At 35.2% G+C, this 16490-nt stretch carries 14 protein-coding genes; 2 read left to right on the forward strand and 12 right to left on the reverse strand.

The annotated features are described in order from the left end of the window. Window positions 1-22 precede the first annotated feature (22 nt). Together JRC48_RS08910 and JRC48_RS08915 are read left to right on the forward strand one after the other, a co-directional pair. The gene (locus JRC48_RS08910) at window positions 23-1207 is read left to right on the forward strand and encodes an NADP-dependent malic enzyme (protein WP_235069220.1); all 1185 of its coding nucleotides are present in this window, start codon (window positions 23-25) and stop codon (window positions 1205-1207) included. A gap of 529 nt (window positions 1208-1736) precedes the next feature. Then, entirely contained in the window at window positions 1737-2117 is a 381-nt protein-coding gene (locus JRC48_RS08915; RefSeq protein ID WP_235069221.1) for a VanZ family protein, read from the forward strand. Between the two features lie 119 nt (window positions 2118-2236). Here JRC48_RS08915 and yfcE read toward each other — a convergent pair whose 3' ends face one another. From yfcE to JRC48_RS08975, 12 genes are all read right to left on the reverse strand, one after another. Beyond that, window positions 2237-2785 (reverse strand): phosphodiesterase, encoded by a 549-nt coding sequence (gene yfcE / locus JRC48_RS08920; protein ID WP_235069222.1) that lies wholly within the window; start codon window positions 2783-2785, stop codon window positions 2237-2239. Between the two features lie 238 nt (window positions 2786-3023). Further along, window positions 3024-3497, reverse strand: coding sequence for an IS200/IS605 family transposase (tnpA, locus tag JRC48_RS08925; protein ID WP_235069223.1), 474 nt, complete (start codon window positions 3495-3497; stop codon window positions 3024-3026). Between the two features lie 265 nt (window positions 3498-3762). Beyond that, window positions 3763-5103, reverse strand: a complete 1341-nt coding sequence (gene glnA, locus JRC48_RS08930; protein ID WP_255703586.1) for a type I glutamate--ammonia ligase — start codon at window positions 5101-5103, stop codon at window positions 3763-3765. Window positions 5104-5338: 235 nt separating this feature from the next. Continuing rightward, on the reverse strand, window positions 5339-5899 hold the full coding sequence (locus JRC48_RS08935) for an ANTAR domain-containing response regulator (RefSeq protein WP_235069224.1): 561 nt from the start codon (window positions 5897-5899) through the stop codon (window positions 5339-5341). 364 nt (window positions 5900-6263) lie between these two features. Beyond that, window positions 6264-6896 (reverse strand): orotate phosphoribosyltransferase, encoded by a 633-nt coding sequence (gene pyrE / locus JRC48_RS08940; RefSeq protein ID WP_235069225.1) that lies wholly within the window; start codon window positions 6894-6896, stop codon window positions 6264-6266. Between the two features lie 32 nt (window positions 6897-6928). Beyond that, complete coding sequence (gene pyrF, locus JRC48_RS08945; protein WP_235069226.1) at window positions 6929-7633, reverse strand: orotidine-5'-phosphate decarboxylase; 705 nt, start codon at window positions 7631-7633, stop codon at window positions 6929-6931. 363 nt (window positions 7634-7996) lie between these two features. Next, on the reverse strand, window positions 7997-8908 hold the full coding sequence (locus JRC48_RS08950) for a dihydroorotate dehydrogenase (protein ID WP_235069227.1): 912 nt from the start codon (window positions 8906-8908) through the stop codon (window positions 7997-7999). Further along, the gene (locus JRC48_RS08955) at window positions 8908-9678 is read right to left on the reverse strand and encodes a dihydroorotate dehydrogenase electron transfer subunit (protein WP_235069228.1); all 771 of its coding nucleotides are present in this window, start codon (window positions 9676-9678) and stop codon (window positions 8908-8910) included. Before JRC48_RS08955 ends, JRC48_RS08950 begins: the two co-directional genes overlap by 1 nt. Window positions 9679-9827: 149 nt before the next feature. Continuing rightward, window positions 9828-13013: a carbamoyl-phosphate synthase large subunit gene (carB, locus tag JRC48_RS08960; protein ID WP_235069229.1), complete on the reverse strand. Its 3186-nt coding sequence runs from the start codon at window positions 13011-13013 to the stop codon at window positions 9828-9830. A 122-nt stretch (window positions 13014-13135) separates the two neighbouring features. Then, entirely contained in the window at window positions 13136-14200 is a 1065-nt protein-coding gene (locus JRC48_RS08965) for a carbamoyl phosphate synthase small subunit (RefSeq protein WP_235069230.1), read from the reverse strand. Between the two features lie 15 nt (window positions 14201-14215). Then, window positions 14216-15496 carry a dihydroorotase gene (locus JRC48_RS08970; RefSeq protein ID WP_235069231.1) on the reverse strand — a complete coding sequence of 427 codons (1281 nt, stop codon included), beginning with the start codon at window positions 15494-15496 and terminating at the stop codon, window positions 14216-14218. Window positions 15497-15593: 97 nt separating this feature from the next. Next, a complete protein-coding gene (locus JRC48_RS08975; RefSeq protein ID WP_304941312.1) occupies window positions 15594-16472 on the reverse strand; it encodes an aspartate carbamoyltransferase catalytic subunit in 879 nt (292 codons plus the stop codon). Window positions 16473-16490: the final 18 nt, after the last annotated feature.

Consider the following 16490-nt stretch of genomic DNA (forward strand, 5'->3'; position numbering starts at 1 on the left):
AAAACTATTTGGAGGATAGATTATGGATGTTTTTGAACAATCATTAGAGTTACACGCAAAGGCTCGTGGAAAAATCGAGATTCATTCTAAAGTTAAAGTAGAGTCAAAAGAAGATTTAAGCTTAGCTTACTCTCCTGGAGTTGCAGAGCCTTGTCGTGCCATTGCTTCTAATGAAGACGACGTATACACTTACACAAGTAAAGGAAACATGGTCGCTGTTATTACTGACGGTTCTGCTGTATTAGGACTTGGAAACATTGGTCCTAAAGCTGCTTTACCTGTTATGGAAGGAAAATCTATCTTATTAAAACAATTTGCAGGAGTGGACTCTTTCCCCCTTTGTTTAGATACTCAAGATCCTGAACTTATTATTCAAACTTGTAAATTGTTAGCCCCATCTCTTGGTGGAATTAATTTAGAAGATATCTCAGCTCCTCGCTGTGTTGAAATTGAACGTCGTCTCATTGAAGAGATGGATATTCCAGTTTTTCATGACGATCAACACGGAACAGCTATCGTAGTCAGTGCAGCTTTAATCAATGCTTGTAAATTAACGGATCGTAAACTAGAAGATTTAAAGATAGTAGTTAGTGGAACCGGTGCAGCGGGAAGTTCGATTATTAAAATGTTAAATCAATTAGGTGTTAAAAATATTATCGGATATAATATTGATGGAATTGTTCATCGCGACAAAATGGAACGTTATGATTTCTTAACAAAAGAATTAGTTGAAATGACAAATCCGGATAACTTCATTGGAGACGATACTCTAGCCTCTGCTTTAGTTGGAGCTGATGTATTTATCGGAGTTTCGGTTGCAAACATTGTGACTCAAGAGATGGTTCGTTCAATGAATAAAGATCCATTCATCTTTGCGATGGCTAATCCAAATCCAGAGATTATGCCAGAAGATGCTTTGGAAGGTGGGGCTTTAGTCGTTGGAACGGGACGCTCTGATTTTCCAAATCAAATTAATAACGTGTTAGCATTCCCAGGTATTTTTAGAGGCGCTTTAGATGCCCGTGCAACGAAAATTAATGAAGAAATGAAATTAGCGGCAGCTATGGCAATCGCTTCATGTGTTCCTGAAGAAGAACTACGTGCAGATTTCATTATTCCTTCACCATTTGATCCAAAAGTAGCTGAACGTGTGGCAGATGCAGTCAAAGAGATTGCAAAGAAAACTGGCGTATCTCGCTTAGCATAAGATTTTCTTATCTTATATCTATGAAAAGTTTTTTAATAAGAAGAAAAGCAATACGATAATTCGCATTAGTTTCAGTTTTAGAATGAAAAAAAGTAAATTACATCATTTTTTACTTATAAAATTTTAATAAAATATCTATTACTTGTTAAAGTAGAATAGTTATTAAAATTACAATAAAAAATGCAGTTATTATAAACTGCATTTTTTTGTTGTAAAAGCTATTTATAGTATTATACTTGATGCTTTAAAAATAATTCATTGTTCTAATCTCTTCTAAGTAATAGCGAGGATGCAAGGTATTTCCGCGGCAATAATCGTTAAAAATTCCCTTTTGATATAAAATATAAATAATCTTACAAAAAAGGAGGAACTATTTGTGTTAGCTAATTATTTAGACAGAGGCTTTCCAACTTTTTTTTATGGTATTATACTCGCCATAGTGATGATTCCGTTATTTTTAGGAGTAAAGATTCTACTGGGTAAAAAGAATTCTATTACACCTTTAAATACGATCGCTGAGGTAGCTTGGGTGGCAATTGTTCTATCTATTCTTTCGATTACAGGAATCCTCGGTGGCCAATTCGGAACTACTTCTTTGATAGAAGGTACTGCTGTTATTAGCTTTGATTTCTTAGCAGAAGGATTAAGTACGGCTACTATTTTAAATATTATCTTATTCATTCCATTTGGATTTCTTTCTGCTATTGTCTTTAAAAGAAGTCAAACAAAGTGGATTTACGGTATTTTAATAGGTCTTTTATTTACGTCTCTAATTGAATTCCTTCAAACGTTTACTGGACGATTTGTTCAAATTGACGATATTATTATGAACACCCTTGGTACATATCTTGGGTATACGTTATGTATCTATGGATTAAAATTTAAACCATTGAAACGAATCACTGATTAATAGCCTTTTAATCTCATTAGTAGAGAATTAAATGATGATTTTGATTCTACTTCAATTTTACTAAACTCAACCCCTAATTTATTCTTATCATAATAAAAGCTCGTCTAATTGACGAGCTTTTATTTTAAGTTAATCTCTTTGTAAACTTTTCCATCAAAAGTTTTTACTTTGAATGAATCATGATCTATCACTCCATATGAGTTCGGATGATTTTCTTTAGGTAAAGTTGTTGATCCTGGATTTAACATGTAGACTCCGTCTTGCTGTTTTAATACCGGTACATGAATATGACCAAAAATAAATACATCACCTTCGACTAGCGAACTCGGAAGTTTTGCATCATTATAAAGATGACCGTGAGATACCATTAGCTTTCTATTTTTTAATGGAATGATATTATAGTCAGCCATCATAGGAAATTCTAGTACCATTTGATCGACTTCACTATCACAGTTTCCACGAATGGCAATAATTTTATCTTTCACGCTGTTTAATAACTTAATTACAATCTGTGGATTATAATCTTGTGGCAGTGGATTTCTTGGTCCATGATACAATAAATCTCCAAGTAACACTAAATAATCAGCTTTCTCTTCTTCAAAACGTTCTAACACTTTTTTAGCCCAATAAGCTGATCCATGAATATCTGAGGCAAACATTAATTTCATCGATTTCACTCCCTATTTTATGTCTATCTTTATTATAACAAGAAGTCCTGATGATTTACTCTTTTTTAAGAAAAAAGCCTAATATTTTAGTCATTTAAAGAATCATAAAAAAAAAAACCCCAGTAGAACTGGTGGTTTTCTCTGCGGCTGAAAGCCTTTGTTACCGGCCAGGGCCAAAGGCCCTCTGAATCGGTTTCCCTTCTGCACCACTTTTACTCACCGATCCTAAAAGGATCTCTTATTTTTTCTTTGGATTTTTTTGTCCTGTAAATGGATCATATTCTTCAAATAATGTTAACTGATCTGCTATCTGATCTTCTCGAAGTTGATCTCTGATGTATTGTTCTATTCTCTGTCTATTCCTGCCTACTGTATCGACATAATATCCTCGGTACCAAAATTTTCGATTTCCATATCGATACTTTAAATGGGCATGTCTATCAAAAATCATTAAGCTACTTTTTCCTTTTAAATAGCCCATAAATGCCGATACACTCAATTTTTGAGGAATACTTATTAACCTATGAATATGATCACGACATGCATTTGCTTCGATAATTTCTACACCTTTTCTTTGACAGAGTTCTCTAATGATTTGTCCAATACTCGCTTTATATTTTCCATAAATAGCTTGTCTTCTATATTTTGGCGCAAACACTAGATGATATTTACAATTCCAAGTTGTATGTGCTAAACTGTTGTTGTCCTTCATGGATAAACCTCCTAATGTATTAATAAAGTGGTCGGGAAACCTTTTTTATCTTATACATTAGGAGGTTTTTTTATATTTATTACCACGCTAAAAGCTTTTTAGAACCACCCGCATAGCAGGTGGTTTTCATTTATACAAAAAAAGATGGATACTCCTATTTTTAGGTTATCCATCTTTTTTATTAACTCACTCTTCTGCTTCCCCTCAGAAGAGTAACAGACTTTATGTTATACTCCCTAACTGTCTAATTAATTATATATACAAATTATAACAAGCTCATGTAACGTTTTAATTCCCAATCATGAACAGCTAAACGATACTCATCGTATTCTGCATGTTTAGCTTCAACAAATTTTTCAAAAATATGATTTCCTAACGCATTTTTAATGACTTCATCTTGTTCTAATAACATTAAAGCTTCTGATAATGTTCCTGGTAAAGCTGTAATTGAATGTGCATCTAATTCTTCTTGAGTCATTTCAAAAATATTTTCCTCAACTGATGCAGGAGGCGTTAATTTATTTTTAATTCCATCAAGTCCTGCTGATAAAATAGCAGCTAATGCTAAGTATGGATTCGCTGATGGATCAACTGAACGTACTTCTAAGCGGGTTCCCATTCCACGAGATGCCGGTACACGTACTAATGGTGAACGATTAGATGGTGACCATGCCACGTAAACTGGTGCCTCATAACCTGGTGTTAAACGTTTATAAGAGTTAACTGTTGGATTAGAGATTGCTGTAAAATGACGAACATGTTTTAAAATTCCCGCCATGAAATGATAAGCTGTTTCACTTAATTTTAATTCTCCCTCAGGATCATAGAACGCATTTGATCCATCTTCGTTAAATAAAGAGACATTACAGTGCATTCCTGAACCATTAATTCCTGCAATTGGTTTTGGCATAAATGTTGCATATAATCCATGTTTACGTGCAATTGATTTTACAACTAATTTAAATGTTTGGATTTTATCACATGCCGCTAATACATCATCATATTTGAAGTCAATTTCATGTTGACCTGGAGCAACTTCATGGTGAGATGCCTCGATTTCAAATCCTAATCTTTCAAGTTCAATGACAATATCACGACGGCAGTTTTCTGCTAAGTCTAATGGTGCAAAATCAAAGTATCCACCATGATCATTTAATTCTCTTGTTGGCATTCCGTTTTCATCTAATTTAAATAAGAAGAATTCAGCCTCTGGCCCTAAGTTAAACTTAGCAAATCCTAACTCTTTCATTTCTCCTAAAACACGGCGTAAATTAGAGCGTGGATCCCCAGCAAATGGTGTTCCATCAACATTATAAACATCACAAATTAAGCGTGCAATTTTCGCTTCTCCTGGTGTCCAAGGGAAGATTAACCATGTGCTTAAGTCTGGATATAAATGCATATCACTTTCTTGAATACGCGTAAATCCTTCAATTGATGATCCATCAAACATCATTTGATTATTTAATGCTTTTTCTAATTGAGATAAAGGAATTTCAACATTTTTAACAACCCCAAATAAGTCCGTAAACATTAAACGAATAAAGTTTACCCCTTCTTCATGTGCATTACGTAAGATTTCCTCTTTTGTTAAGTTTACCATCATGACACTCCTCCTCATCATTCACAATGAATGATATTTCTCTGATGAATCGATGCCTATCTTCCTTTTTTTAATTAAATCTACAAAGATCAAATCAAAAAAAGGCTCATTAAACAAGTGTTAAACTTAACACGCTGTTTAATGAACCCCATTGTTCACATCGAATCGTTAAATTATTATTTTATAAAGACGCCGTTGTCTATATTTCCATTATATGTTATTTTTTATTAAAAATCAACTATTTTTTATAGCTTTTAATAATTCTTTCTGAAAGCTCTAACTTACTAATACGTAACTCCATGCTTCGTTTTTGAATGTAACGGTGTGCTTCATCTTCAGTCATCTTTTCGTGTTGTTGTAACGCACGTTTAGCTAAGCGGATTGTTTTTTCATTCATTTTTTCTTTTTCTAGTTGATTAACTTTTGACTCAAGCTGACGAACCGTTTGTCCATATTTACTTAAGACATGCAACATCGTTGTTAATACAATGGACTGAACAGGTTTCTCACAAAATTCAAAATACGGGTCTTGACGATAATAAAACTTCTGATAAGACTTCCCAACTAATAAAACGGCTTGTCGTTCATGAATTAACGTCTCCACCAAGGACACGATACTCATGCCTGGTAAATCTTCATCTACAATCACAACTTCGGGTGATAACGCCTTTGACCGCCGAATTAAGTCATATCCATCTGTTGATATCCCAACGATTTCATAACCACTATTCATGACTTGAGATCTAATTGATGATACTAACTTATCTGATTGCGACGCAATAATAACACGATCTCCCATAAATCCACCCTTTTCTCACCCTACAAACAATTTACATTTTCTCACAGTAAGTTTATTGTTATCTCATATTCTGACAATTAAATCCCATTTCAAAATAACTTACTCATCATTATAATGCCGTCAAACACTTTATTTGTCAATATTTCAAACAATCAAAAATGTAAAAAAATAGAAATTTACATTTCATCTCCTATATATAAACAGAAATGTATTTTATAATGCTACACCAGTCTTAGTTGGTAAGCCGCTTTAATATTAAGGCATCCTATAGTCCAGCTAAAAGTTTTCCCATATGAAAAACTTATCTGGACTTATATATATAACAAAAGGAACCGCAAAAAGTCGATTCCTTTTAAGTTTTAGATTATTTTGTTAACCAGCTTTCATCACTTGGATTTTGACGCCATGCTGATAATTTTGCAATTGATTCTGGTGAGATTTTTCCGATTTCAGCTGCTACTTCAACTAATGTTTGATAGTTACATAATGAAACATTTTTGCATGATGCAGCTTCTAAGTTTTTTAATCCTGTTTCTAATTCATAAGAGAAAATTGAAACAATTCCTAATACTTCACATCCTAATTCACGTAAAACTTCAACTGCTTCAATTGAAGATTTTCCTGTTGAAATTAAATCTTCAACAACAACAACTTTCATTCCTTCTTTAACTAAACCTTCTACTTGGTTTCCACGTCCATGTTTTTTAGCTGATGAACGAACATATCCCATTGGTAAGTCTAATTGATCAGCCATAATTGCTGCATGAGGAATTCCTGCTGTTGCTGTTCCCATTAACATTTCACATTCTGGATAATGTTTTTTAACGATCTCACATAATCCCGCTTCAATATCACGGCGAACTTCTGGATATGATAACGTTAAACGATTATCACAATAAATTGGTGATTTAATTCCTGATGTCCATGTAAATGGATTTTCCGGACGTAATAAGACTGCATTGATATTTAATAAATGTTTAGCGATTGTTTGTTTCATAACGATTCTCCCTTTATATATAATCAAATTTTTTATCCTAAAAATTGCTTGTTAATTAATCGATAAGTTTCAACTGGATTTGGTGATTTTGTAATTGAACGTCCAACAACAATATAATCTGATCCTAATTCACGCGCCTTTTCTGGTGTGACGACACGTTTTTGATCATCCGTACTGTCGCTTGCCTGACGAATTCCAGGTGTACATGTGACAAAATCTAATCCTAATTTTTCATGAATTTCTTTTGTTTCTAATGCTGAACAGACAATTCCGTCTAACCCAGCTTCTTTTGTTAACTGTGCATATTTTAAAACTGTGTTTGGCAATGTTTCATGAATTAAAATTTGCTCTTTCATGATTTCTTCTGTTGTTGAAGTTAATTGAGTCACGGCAATACATAATGGACGTTGTTTACCTTCTGGCGTTCCTTCAATTAACCCTTCCATCGCCGCTTTCATCATTGGTACCGTTCCTGCTGCGTGAACATTTACCATATCCACCCCTAAGCGCGCTAAGTTTTTCATCGCACTTTTTACTGTATTTGGAATGTCATGCAATTTTAAATCTAAGAAAATTTTATGATTTTTTTCTTTTAAATAATTAATAATTTGAGGACCTTCGGCATAAAACAGCTCCATCCCAACTTTAACATATAACGATTCTTCAAATTGATCGATAAATGCTTTTGTCTCTTCAAAGTTTTTAAAATCTAACGCGATGATTACTGCCTTATTCATATCAAAATTCCTCCTTAATCATTGCTTTAATTCTAGTAACCTCATCTGATGTTTATAAAATTCGAAAGAGTACTAATATCTAAGCGTAGCTTTCAGCCTCTTATACAAAAAAATCCTCTTTTAGCCCGATCGTATGCTAAAAGAGGATACACGAATTCCATAAAACAGATAGGAAATATTTTTAATATAAACGTGTTCTTCTCAGCCTCACGGGACCGAATTAAAGCTTTCTCAAGTAATTATAGAAGATACCCTATTTTTTGTCAACTATTCAAATTAGTTAATTCAAAAATTATCCATACTCAACATAACTTGTAAAAGCAAAAGAGGATTAGAGCAATTTCTCCCTCTCTTTTGATTGATTTACTTATGTGCATGTCCAATCGCATCACTTAATGTTTCAAATCCATACTTGTCTAAAACTTCTGGTAAACGATCGATAATATCAACACAAACATATGGATTAATAAAGTTAGCTGTTCCTACTGCTACCGCACTTGCTCCTGCATATAAAAACTCTAAAACATCTTCTGCTGTTTCAATGCCACCCATCCCGATAATTGGAATGTTAACAGCTTTATAGACATCATAAATCATACGAAGTGCGACTGGTTTAATAGCTGGTCCTGATAATCCACCTGTTCCATTTGCTAAGATTGTTTTTCCTGTTTTTAAATCAAAACGCATCCCAAGTAAGGTATTAATCATCGTCAATCCATCTGCTCCCGCTGCTTCAACTGCCTTCGCAATTTCTACGACATTAGTGACATTGGGAGAAAGCTTAATGTAAACCGGCACACTTGAAACTTCTTTAATCGCTTTCGTTAATTCCGCCGCTACTTTAGCATCCGTTCCAAAAGCAATTCCACCTTCTTTAACGTTTGGACATGAAATGTTAATTTCTAATGCAGCAACATTTGGTGCTTTAGAAATTTTTTCAGCAACTGTAACGTATTCTTCTAATGTTTTACCTGCAACGTTCGCGATAATTGGTAAATCGTATTGTTCTAAAAAAGGTAACTCTCGTTCCATCACGACATCCACACCTGGATTTTGTAATCCAATCGCATTTAACATTCCACCTGGTGTTTCAGCAACGCGTGGTGTTTTGTTTCCTACACGTGGTTCTTCAGTCGTTGCCTTAATCATAATTGATCCTAGACGTGATAAATCATAATATTCTGCAAATTCACGTCCAAATCCAAAACATCCTGATGCTGGAATAATTGGATTTTTAAGTTCTAATCCTGGTAATTTAACTGCTAAACGATTCATTATAATGTAACCTCCCCAAGCTTGAATACCGGTCCTTCTTTACAAACACGTGCCATTTTTCCATTATTTAATTGACAAACGCAGGCATAACATGCCCCAATTCCACAGGCCATACGTTCTTCAAATGATAAATATCCTTTTTTACTTTGACCAAATTGTTGTTCAATCACTTTTAGCATCACTTTTGGTCCACATCCGTAAATCCAGTCGAAGTTTAATTGCTTTTCATTCATTAATTCCACAACATTCCCTTTGAAACCATGGCTTCCATCCATTGTTGCGATATGTACATCTGCATAAGCTTTAAATTCTTCTTCATAAAAAACATCACAAGCGGAGGCAAATCCTAAAACAGCAATAACTGAATGACCTTTTTCATGTAATCTTTTCGCCATTTCATACATTGGAGGCACTCCAATTCCTCCACCTACTAGTACAACTGTTTCATTTGCTTTCACTTCTTCAATATCAAATCCAGTTCCAAGTGGTCCTAAAATATCGACGGTTTCACCTGCCTGTTTTTGAGAAAGAAGGGTTGTTCCCTCACCTTCTGCACGATAAATAACCGTAAATTGATTGCGTTCATGATCAATGTCACAAATAGAGATAGGACGTCTTAAAAGAGGATACGCCACTTCATTAATTTTGATATTCACAAACTGTCCAGGTTGTAACATCGCTTGAACTAAATCTCCACTTAAAACTAATTCATAAATATTTTTAGCAATTGATTGTTGACTTACAATCGTCATATTCTGTACCTTACGCATGAATGATCCCCTTCCTCCAACTAAACTTCTATGACTGAAACGATCACTTATTGAAGATGACATCACTTAGGATGTCACCTTTATAAATGAGTGGCTAAACTTGATTAACTAAAATACTAGCTATGATACGATAGCTTTTTATTCATTACTTAAATTGAAGCATCAATCGCAAAGCTCATCGATTCTAATACTTTATAAACGGCACGAGCTGTATCTAATGATGTTAAACATGGAATATTATTTTCAACGGCCTCACGACGAATTAAGAATCCGTCTGTAATGCGATCTTTTTTACTTACTGAGAACGTGTTAATGACAAATTGAACTTGTTGTCCACGAATAACATCTAAAACGGTACGTCCTTCTTCTCCAATTTTAGCGATTGGAACAGCGTAAATTCCATGTTCATGTAATAGTTTGCATGTTCCTTCTGTTGAAATTAACTCATATCCAATTTCAGTGAATTGACGAGCTAATTCCACTGCCTCTTCTTTATCTTTATTTCCAATGGTGAATAAGATACGTCCATGAGTTGGCATCTTCATTCCTGCGGCAACTAATGCTTTGTATAATGCCTTTTCAAGTGTACGATCTTTCCCAATTGCCTCTCCCGTTGACTTCATTTCTGGCCCTAAAGAAATATCAACTTTACGTAATTTAGAGAATGAGAACACTGGTGCTTTCACATAGACTCCTTCAGAATGTGGATGATAACCTGTTTCATATCCTTGAGCAACTAATGACTGTCCTAAGATCGCTTTTGTTGCGATGTTCGCCATTGGTACATTTGTAATTTTACTTAAGAATGGAACCGTACGCGATGAACGTGGGTTAACTTCTAATACGTAAACATCTTCTTCTTTCGTCACAACAAATTGAATATTTAAAAGTCCAACAATCGTTAAACCACGAGCGATACGTGTTGTATAGTCAATTAATTTATCCATCACTTCTTTTGATAATGTTTGAGGTGGATAAACAGCCATTGAATCTCCTGAGTGAACACCCGCACGTTCAATGTGTTCCATAATTCCAGGAATGTAGACATTCTCACCATCTGAAATCGCATCAACCTCTACCTCTTTACCTGTTAAGTAACGGTCGATTAAGATTGGGTTTTCTCCGTTTTCTTTTAATGCTTCTTTCATGTAGCGTTCAATCTCAGCATCGTTATCGATAATCTCCATCGCACGTCCACCTAATACGTATGAAGGGCGTAATAATACTGGATATCCAATGCGATTAGCAATTTCTTTTGCGCCTTCAACTGATTGGCACGTTGCTCCTAATGGTTGAGGAATTTCTAAATCTTTTAATAATTTTTCAAATTGATCACGATCTTCTGCACGATCAATATTTTCTAACGATGTTCCTAAAATTTTAATTCCACGCTCTTGTAACTTAGATGCTAAGTTAATCGCTGTTTGTCCCCCAAACTGAACAATAACACCTTCTGGTTGTTCTAAGTCAATGACATGCATAACATCTTCAATCGTTAATGGTTCAAAGTATAATTTATCTGAAATTGAGAAGTCTGTAGACACTGTTTCTGGATTATTGTTAATAATAATTGCTTCATATCCTGCTTGCTGGATGGCCATCACACAGTGTACAGTCGCATAATCAAACTCAACCCCTTGTCCAATACGAATTGGTCCCGATCCTAATACAACAACACTTGGTTTATCTGTACGTTTTGATTCATTGTATGTTTCATACGTTCCATAGTAATAAGGTGTTTTTGATTCAAATTCAGCACTACATGTATCTACCATTTTGTAAACAGGAACTAAAGATCTTTCTTTTCGGAAGTTATAAACTTCTAATTCAGTCGTGTTCCAATATTTTGCGATCGTAATATCTGCAAATCCCATACGTTTAGCTTGTCCTAAAATATCTAGGTTCCATGGGTTTTCTTTAATTACTGATTCAAAATCAATAATTCCTTTTAGTTTTGTTAAGAAGAATAAATCAATTTTTGTGACTTCATGAATTTCTTCAATGGATGTATTTCGACGAATTAATTCACTGATCACGAATAAACGCTCATCATCTGCATATTTTGTTCGTTTCCATAACACCTCTTCTGACTCATCTTTTAATGACTCTAACTCCACATGATAAACTTTCGTTTCTAATGAGCGAACAGCTTTTAATAATGACTCTTCAAAATTACGTCCAATGGCCATAACCTCTCCTGTTGCTTTCATTTGTGTTCCTAAACGACGATTGGCTGAGTTAAATTTATCAAACGGCCAGCGAGGAATTTTAGCAACCACATAATCTAAAGCGGGTTCAAAGCATGCATAAGATACCCCTGTTACTGGGTTAATAATTTCATCTAACGTTAAACCAACAGCAATTTTAGCTGCAATCTTAGCAATTGGGTATCCAGTTGCCTTCGATGCTAATGCTGATGAACGAGAAACACGAGGATTAACCTCAATCACATAATAGTTAAAGCTATTTGGATCTAACGCTAACTGAACGTTACATCCTCCTTCAATTCCTAATGCACGGATAATCGTTAACGACACATCACGAAGCATATGATACTCACGATCAGCGAGTGTTTGTGATGGAGCAACAACGATTGAGTCTCCTGTATGAATTCCAACTGGGTCAAAGTTTTCCATATTACAAACAACAATCGCATTATCATTAGCATCACGCATTACTTCGTATTCAATCTCTTTGTAACCTGCAATTGATTTTTCAATTAAACATTGTGTTACTGGTGATAAGTTTAATCCATTTTCAACAGTTGTACGAAGCGTCGCTTCATCATCAACAATTCCCCCACCAGTTCCTCCTAACGTGTATGCAGGGCGAACAATGATTGGATAACCAATTTCATTCGCAAAGTTAACTGCCTCTTCAACCGTATTAACAATTGTTGATTCTGGAATTGGTTGATTTAATTCAAACATTAACTCACGGAACATATCACGATCTTCTGCTTTTTTAATCGCTGCTAAATCAGTTCCTAAAATCTCAACTCCACATTCTCTTAAGATGCCATCTTCAGCTAACTCAACAACTAAGTTTAAACCCGTTTGTCCTCCAAGTGATGGTAATACCGCATCTGGACGTTCTTTACGAATAATTTTACTTAAGAATTCTTTCGTTAAAGGTTCCATGTAAACTTTATCTGCAATTTCTGTATCTGTCATAATCGTTGCTGGGTTTGAGTTAACTAAGATAACTTCATATCCTTCTTCTTTTAATGACTGACAAGCTTGCGTTCCAGCATAATCAAACTCCGCTGCTTGCCCAATGATAATTGGACCTGAACCAATAACTAGAATACGATTAATATCTGAGCGTTTTGGCATATGTAATTCCTCCTAAGTTCTCTCTTTACAATTGATAAATCATCAATCTTTGACTCTATTTTAAAGTTAAGCTGTTAATCTCCTATAAAATCGATGATGAGAAGTCACTTTCTCTAACAATCTTATTTTAAGTTTTCGATAAAACGATCGAATAAATAGCTCGCATCGTCTGGTCCTGGTGATGCTTCTGGATGATATTGAACTGTAAAAGCTTTGTATTCTTTATGTTTTAATCCTTCAACCGTATTGTCATTTAGTGCCACATGTGTCACTTCAAGTGGTGTATGCTCGATCGATTCACGGCACACTTCATAACCATGGTTTTGAGAGGTAATATGAACCTTATTTGTTTCTAAATCTTTAACTGGGTGATTACATCCTCGGTGTCCAAATTTCATTTTCTTTGTATCTGCACCATTTGCTAAAGCGAATAACTGATGTCCTAAACAAATTCCCATTAATGGATATTTAGCTTGAATTTCACGAATCATTGGTAAAGCTTCAACAACATCTTTTGGATCCCCTGGTCCGTTACTTAACACAACTCCATCTGGATTTAATTGTTCAATCTGCTGTGCTGTTGTATCAAATGGAACAACAATCACTTCACATCCACGAGCTGTTAAGTCACGAATAATTCCTTTTTTAACCCCAAAATCAACTAAAACAACTCGATGTCCACTACCTGGTGCGGTATAAACCATTTTTGTTGAAACATGTTCAACATGACGATTTAACACAGGTGTTTCTTTTAATTTCGCTAACACTTCTTCATCACTCATGTTAATATCTGCAATCATTCCACGAATGGCCCCATGCTCACGAATTTTAATCGTTAATGCTCGTGTATCTACATTACATAACCCAGGTACCTTTTTTTCAGCTAATAGCTGACTTAACGTTTTAGATGAGCGCCAGTTTGATGGTACTTCACAATATTCCTTAACAATTAACGCCGATGCTGATGGTGAGAATGATTCGAAATCAGAATCGTTAATTCCATAGTTCCCAATTAAAGGATATGTCATTGTTACCATTTGTCCAAAGTAGGATGGGTCCGATAAAATTTCTTGATATCCTGTCATCCCCGTATTGAATACGACTTCTCCAATCATTGAATCTAAGCACCCAAATGCCGTTCCTAAAAATACTGTTCCATCTTCTAATACAAGCTTACGATTGTACATCACTTAACCCTCCTGTTAATTCATCTGTTCATCTTTATAAACTATTTTTCCACCAACTACTGTCATCACTGGCCATCCCGCTACATGATAACCATTAAACGGTGTATTTTTACCTTTTGATAAAAATTTTGATGAATCGATTTCCATCTCTTTATCTAAATCAATGATTGTCAGATCAGCTGCTGCTCCCATTTCTAATTTTCCGTATGGTAAATCAAAGATAGTTGCAGCTTTTGTACTCATGCAATCAATTAATTGCTTAAGTGTCATTTGCCCTGTTTTAACAAACGTTGTATACATTAATGGAAATGCTGTCTCTAATCCGACAATTCCAAATGGTGCTGTTTCAATTCCCCATGCTTTCTCATCCTCATGATGTGGCGCATGATCGGTTGCAATGACATCGATCGTTCCATCTAGTAATCCTTCAACACATGCCATGCGATCGGCATCAGAACGAAGCGGTGGATTCATTTTGAAATTGGTGTCATCATCCACAATATCCATATCACAAAGAATTAAATGATGGGGTGAAACTTCGGCTGTCACATGAATCCCTTGTTCCTTGGCAAATCTCACGAGTTCAACACTTTCTTTCGTACTAATATGGCAAATATGATAGTGAACACCAGTTGCCTGTGCAAGCATAATATCACGTGCAATTTGTGCTGATTCACTTACGGATAAAATACCGCGATGACCATTTGCTTTCGCATACTCTCCTTCATGTAAGTAGCCACCGAATAACAAACTATCGTCTTCGCAATGAGCAACAATCGGCTTATTGACTGCTTTCGCTCGCTTCATCGCTTGATACATCACACCCGCTTCTTGAATTCCACGACCATCATCTGAAAATCCTAAGATTCCTCGTTTTGATAAAGCTTCAACATCAACAATTTCCTCACCTCGTTCTCCGATGGTGATCGCTGCATACGGAAACACACGAACTTGTGCATTTTTTTCTAATAACGCTTCAATATAACTCACATGTTCGATTGAATCTGGAACCGGAATGGTATTTGCCATAGCCGCAATCGTTGTATATCCACCACGCGCGGCTGCTTTTGTTCCTGTTTCAATCGTTTCTTTTCGTTCATAACCTGGTTCTCTTAAGTGAACATGAACATCAATCAATCCTGGTGAAACTAACTTTCCTGCTAAGTCATACACATACGCCTCAGAATTTTCAATGCACTCGCTCATTTCAACAATAATCCCGTCTTGAATCAATAAATCAATGTTTATTAATTCATTATTCTCATTTACTTTTCGCCCATTTTTTAAAAGAATCACTTCATTCCCTCCCTATTTCATAAGGTTTTCTTCTCATCTATTGATAATCTTTAACTTCACTATCATTAAGAGTTTCACTTCTATTGTTTCGTATTTCTTACCCTAAAGAACCAACTAAGACTGACATTCGAACAAAAACACCATTACTCATTTGTTTAAAGATACGGCTACGCTCACATTCCACCACATCATCAGCGATTTCTACCCCTCGATTAAATGGTGCTGGATGCATAATGATAGCCCCGTCTTTCATTCTCTTTTCACGCTCAGTCGTTAACCCATATTGTTGATGATACTCTTCTTTCGTTAACTCCATTCCTCCATCATGGCGTTCGTGTTGAACTCGAAGTAACATGATAATATCCATCTCTTCTAACACATCATCTAAGTTCTCCCACTCATATCCTTCTTCTTGAAATTGATCGGGGGCTACTAAGTGAACTTCCATTCCTAATCGCGTCATGACTTCGATATTCGTATGTGCCACACGTGAGTGTGCAATATCCCCAACGATTGCAATTTTTAATCCTTCAAATGTTCCATACTCTTGATAGATTGTTAATAAATCAAGTAATGATTGAGTGGGATGATTTCCACTTCCATCTCCTCCGTTGAAGATTGGGATATTTAAATGAGGAATTAACTCTTCAAAGTAATTATTTTGTGGATGACGAATGACCACTCCATCGACTCCAATTGCTTCAAATGTTTTAACGGTATCATATAATGTTTCACCTTTTTGAACACTTGATGTCTCAGCCGTAAAATCCATTGTTTTTAACCCTAATTTTTGTTCTGCCATCATAAATGAATACTGTGTACGTGTGCTTGGCTCAAAAAACAAATTAGCTATGACTTTTCCTTTAAGTTGAGGACAAGCTTCCCCCATGGCATAACGATTTGCACGTTCTAAAATGTTCATAATTTCTTCAACTGTGAAATCTGATAATCGTGTTAAATGTTTAATCGCAGTCATTTTCATCACCCTTTTTCT

It is taken from the genome of Turicibacter sp. TJ11, from assembly GCF_021497505.1.
Lineage (GTDB): Bacteria > Bacillota_I > Bacilli_A > MOL361 > Turicibacteraceae > Turicibacter.

Bases quoted from the DNA above. Each gene is read 5' to 3' on its own strand.
- carB (WP_235069229.1), bottom strand. From the start codon at position 13,013: ATGCCAAAACGCTCAGATATTAATCGTATTCTAGTTATTGGTTCAGGT.
- pyrF (WP_235069226.1), bottom strand. From the start codon at position 7,633: ATGAATAAGGCAGTAATCATCGCGTTAGATTTTAAAAACTTTGAAGAG.
- yfcE (WP_235069222.1), bottom strand. From the start codon at position 2,785: ATGAAATTAATGTTTGCCTCAGATATTCATGGATCAGCTTATTGGGCT.
- JRC48_RS08935 (WP_235069224.1), bottom strand. From the start codon at position 5,899: ATGGGAGATCGTGTTATTATTGCGTCGCAATCAGATAAGTTAGTATCA.
- JRC48_RS08965 (WP_235069230.1), bottom strand. From the start codon at position 14,200: ATGTACAATCGTAAGCTTGTATTAGAAGATGGAACAGTATTTTTAGGA.
- JRC48_RS08975 (WP_304941312.1), bottom strand. From the start codon at position 16,472: ATGACTGCGATTAAACATTTAACACGATTATCAGATTTCACAGTTGAA.
- JRC48_RS08910 (WP_235069220.1), top strand. From the start codon at position 23: ATGGATGTTTTTGAACAATCATTAGAGTTACACGCAAAGGCTCGTGGA.
- JRC48_RS08950 (WP_235069227.1), bottom strand. From the start codon at position 8,908: ATGAATCGTTTAGCAGTTAAATTACCAGGATTAGAACTTAAAAATCCA.
- glnA (WP_255703586.1), bottom strand. From the start codon at position 5,103: ATGATGGTAAACTTAACAAAAGAGGAAATCTTACGTAATGCACATGAA.
- JRC48_RS08955 (WP_235069228.1), bottom strand. From the start codon at position 9,678: ATGCGTAAGGTACAGAATATGACGATTGTAAGTCAACAATCAATTGCT.
- pyrE (WP_235069225.1), bottom strand. From the start codon at position 6,896: ATGAAACAAACAATCGCTAAACATTTATTAAATATCAATGCAGTCTTA.
- tnpA (WP_235069223.1), bottom strand. From the start codon at position 3,497: ATGAAGGACAACAACAGTTTAGCACATACAACTTGGAATTGTAAATAT.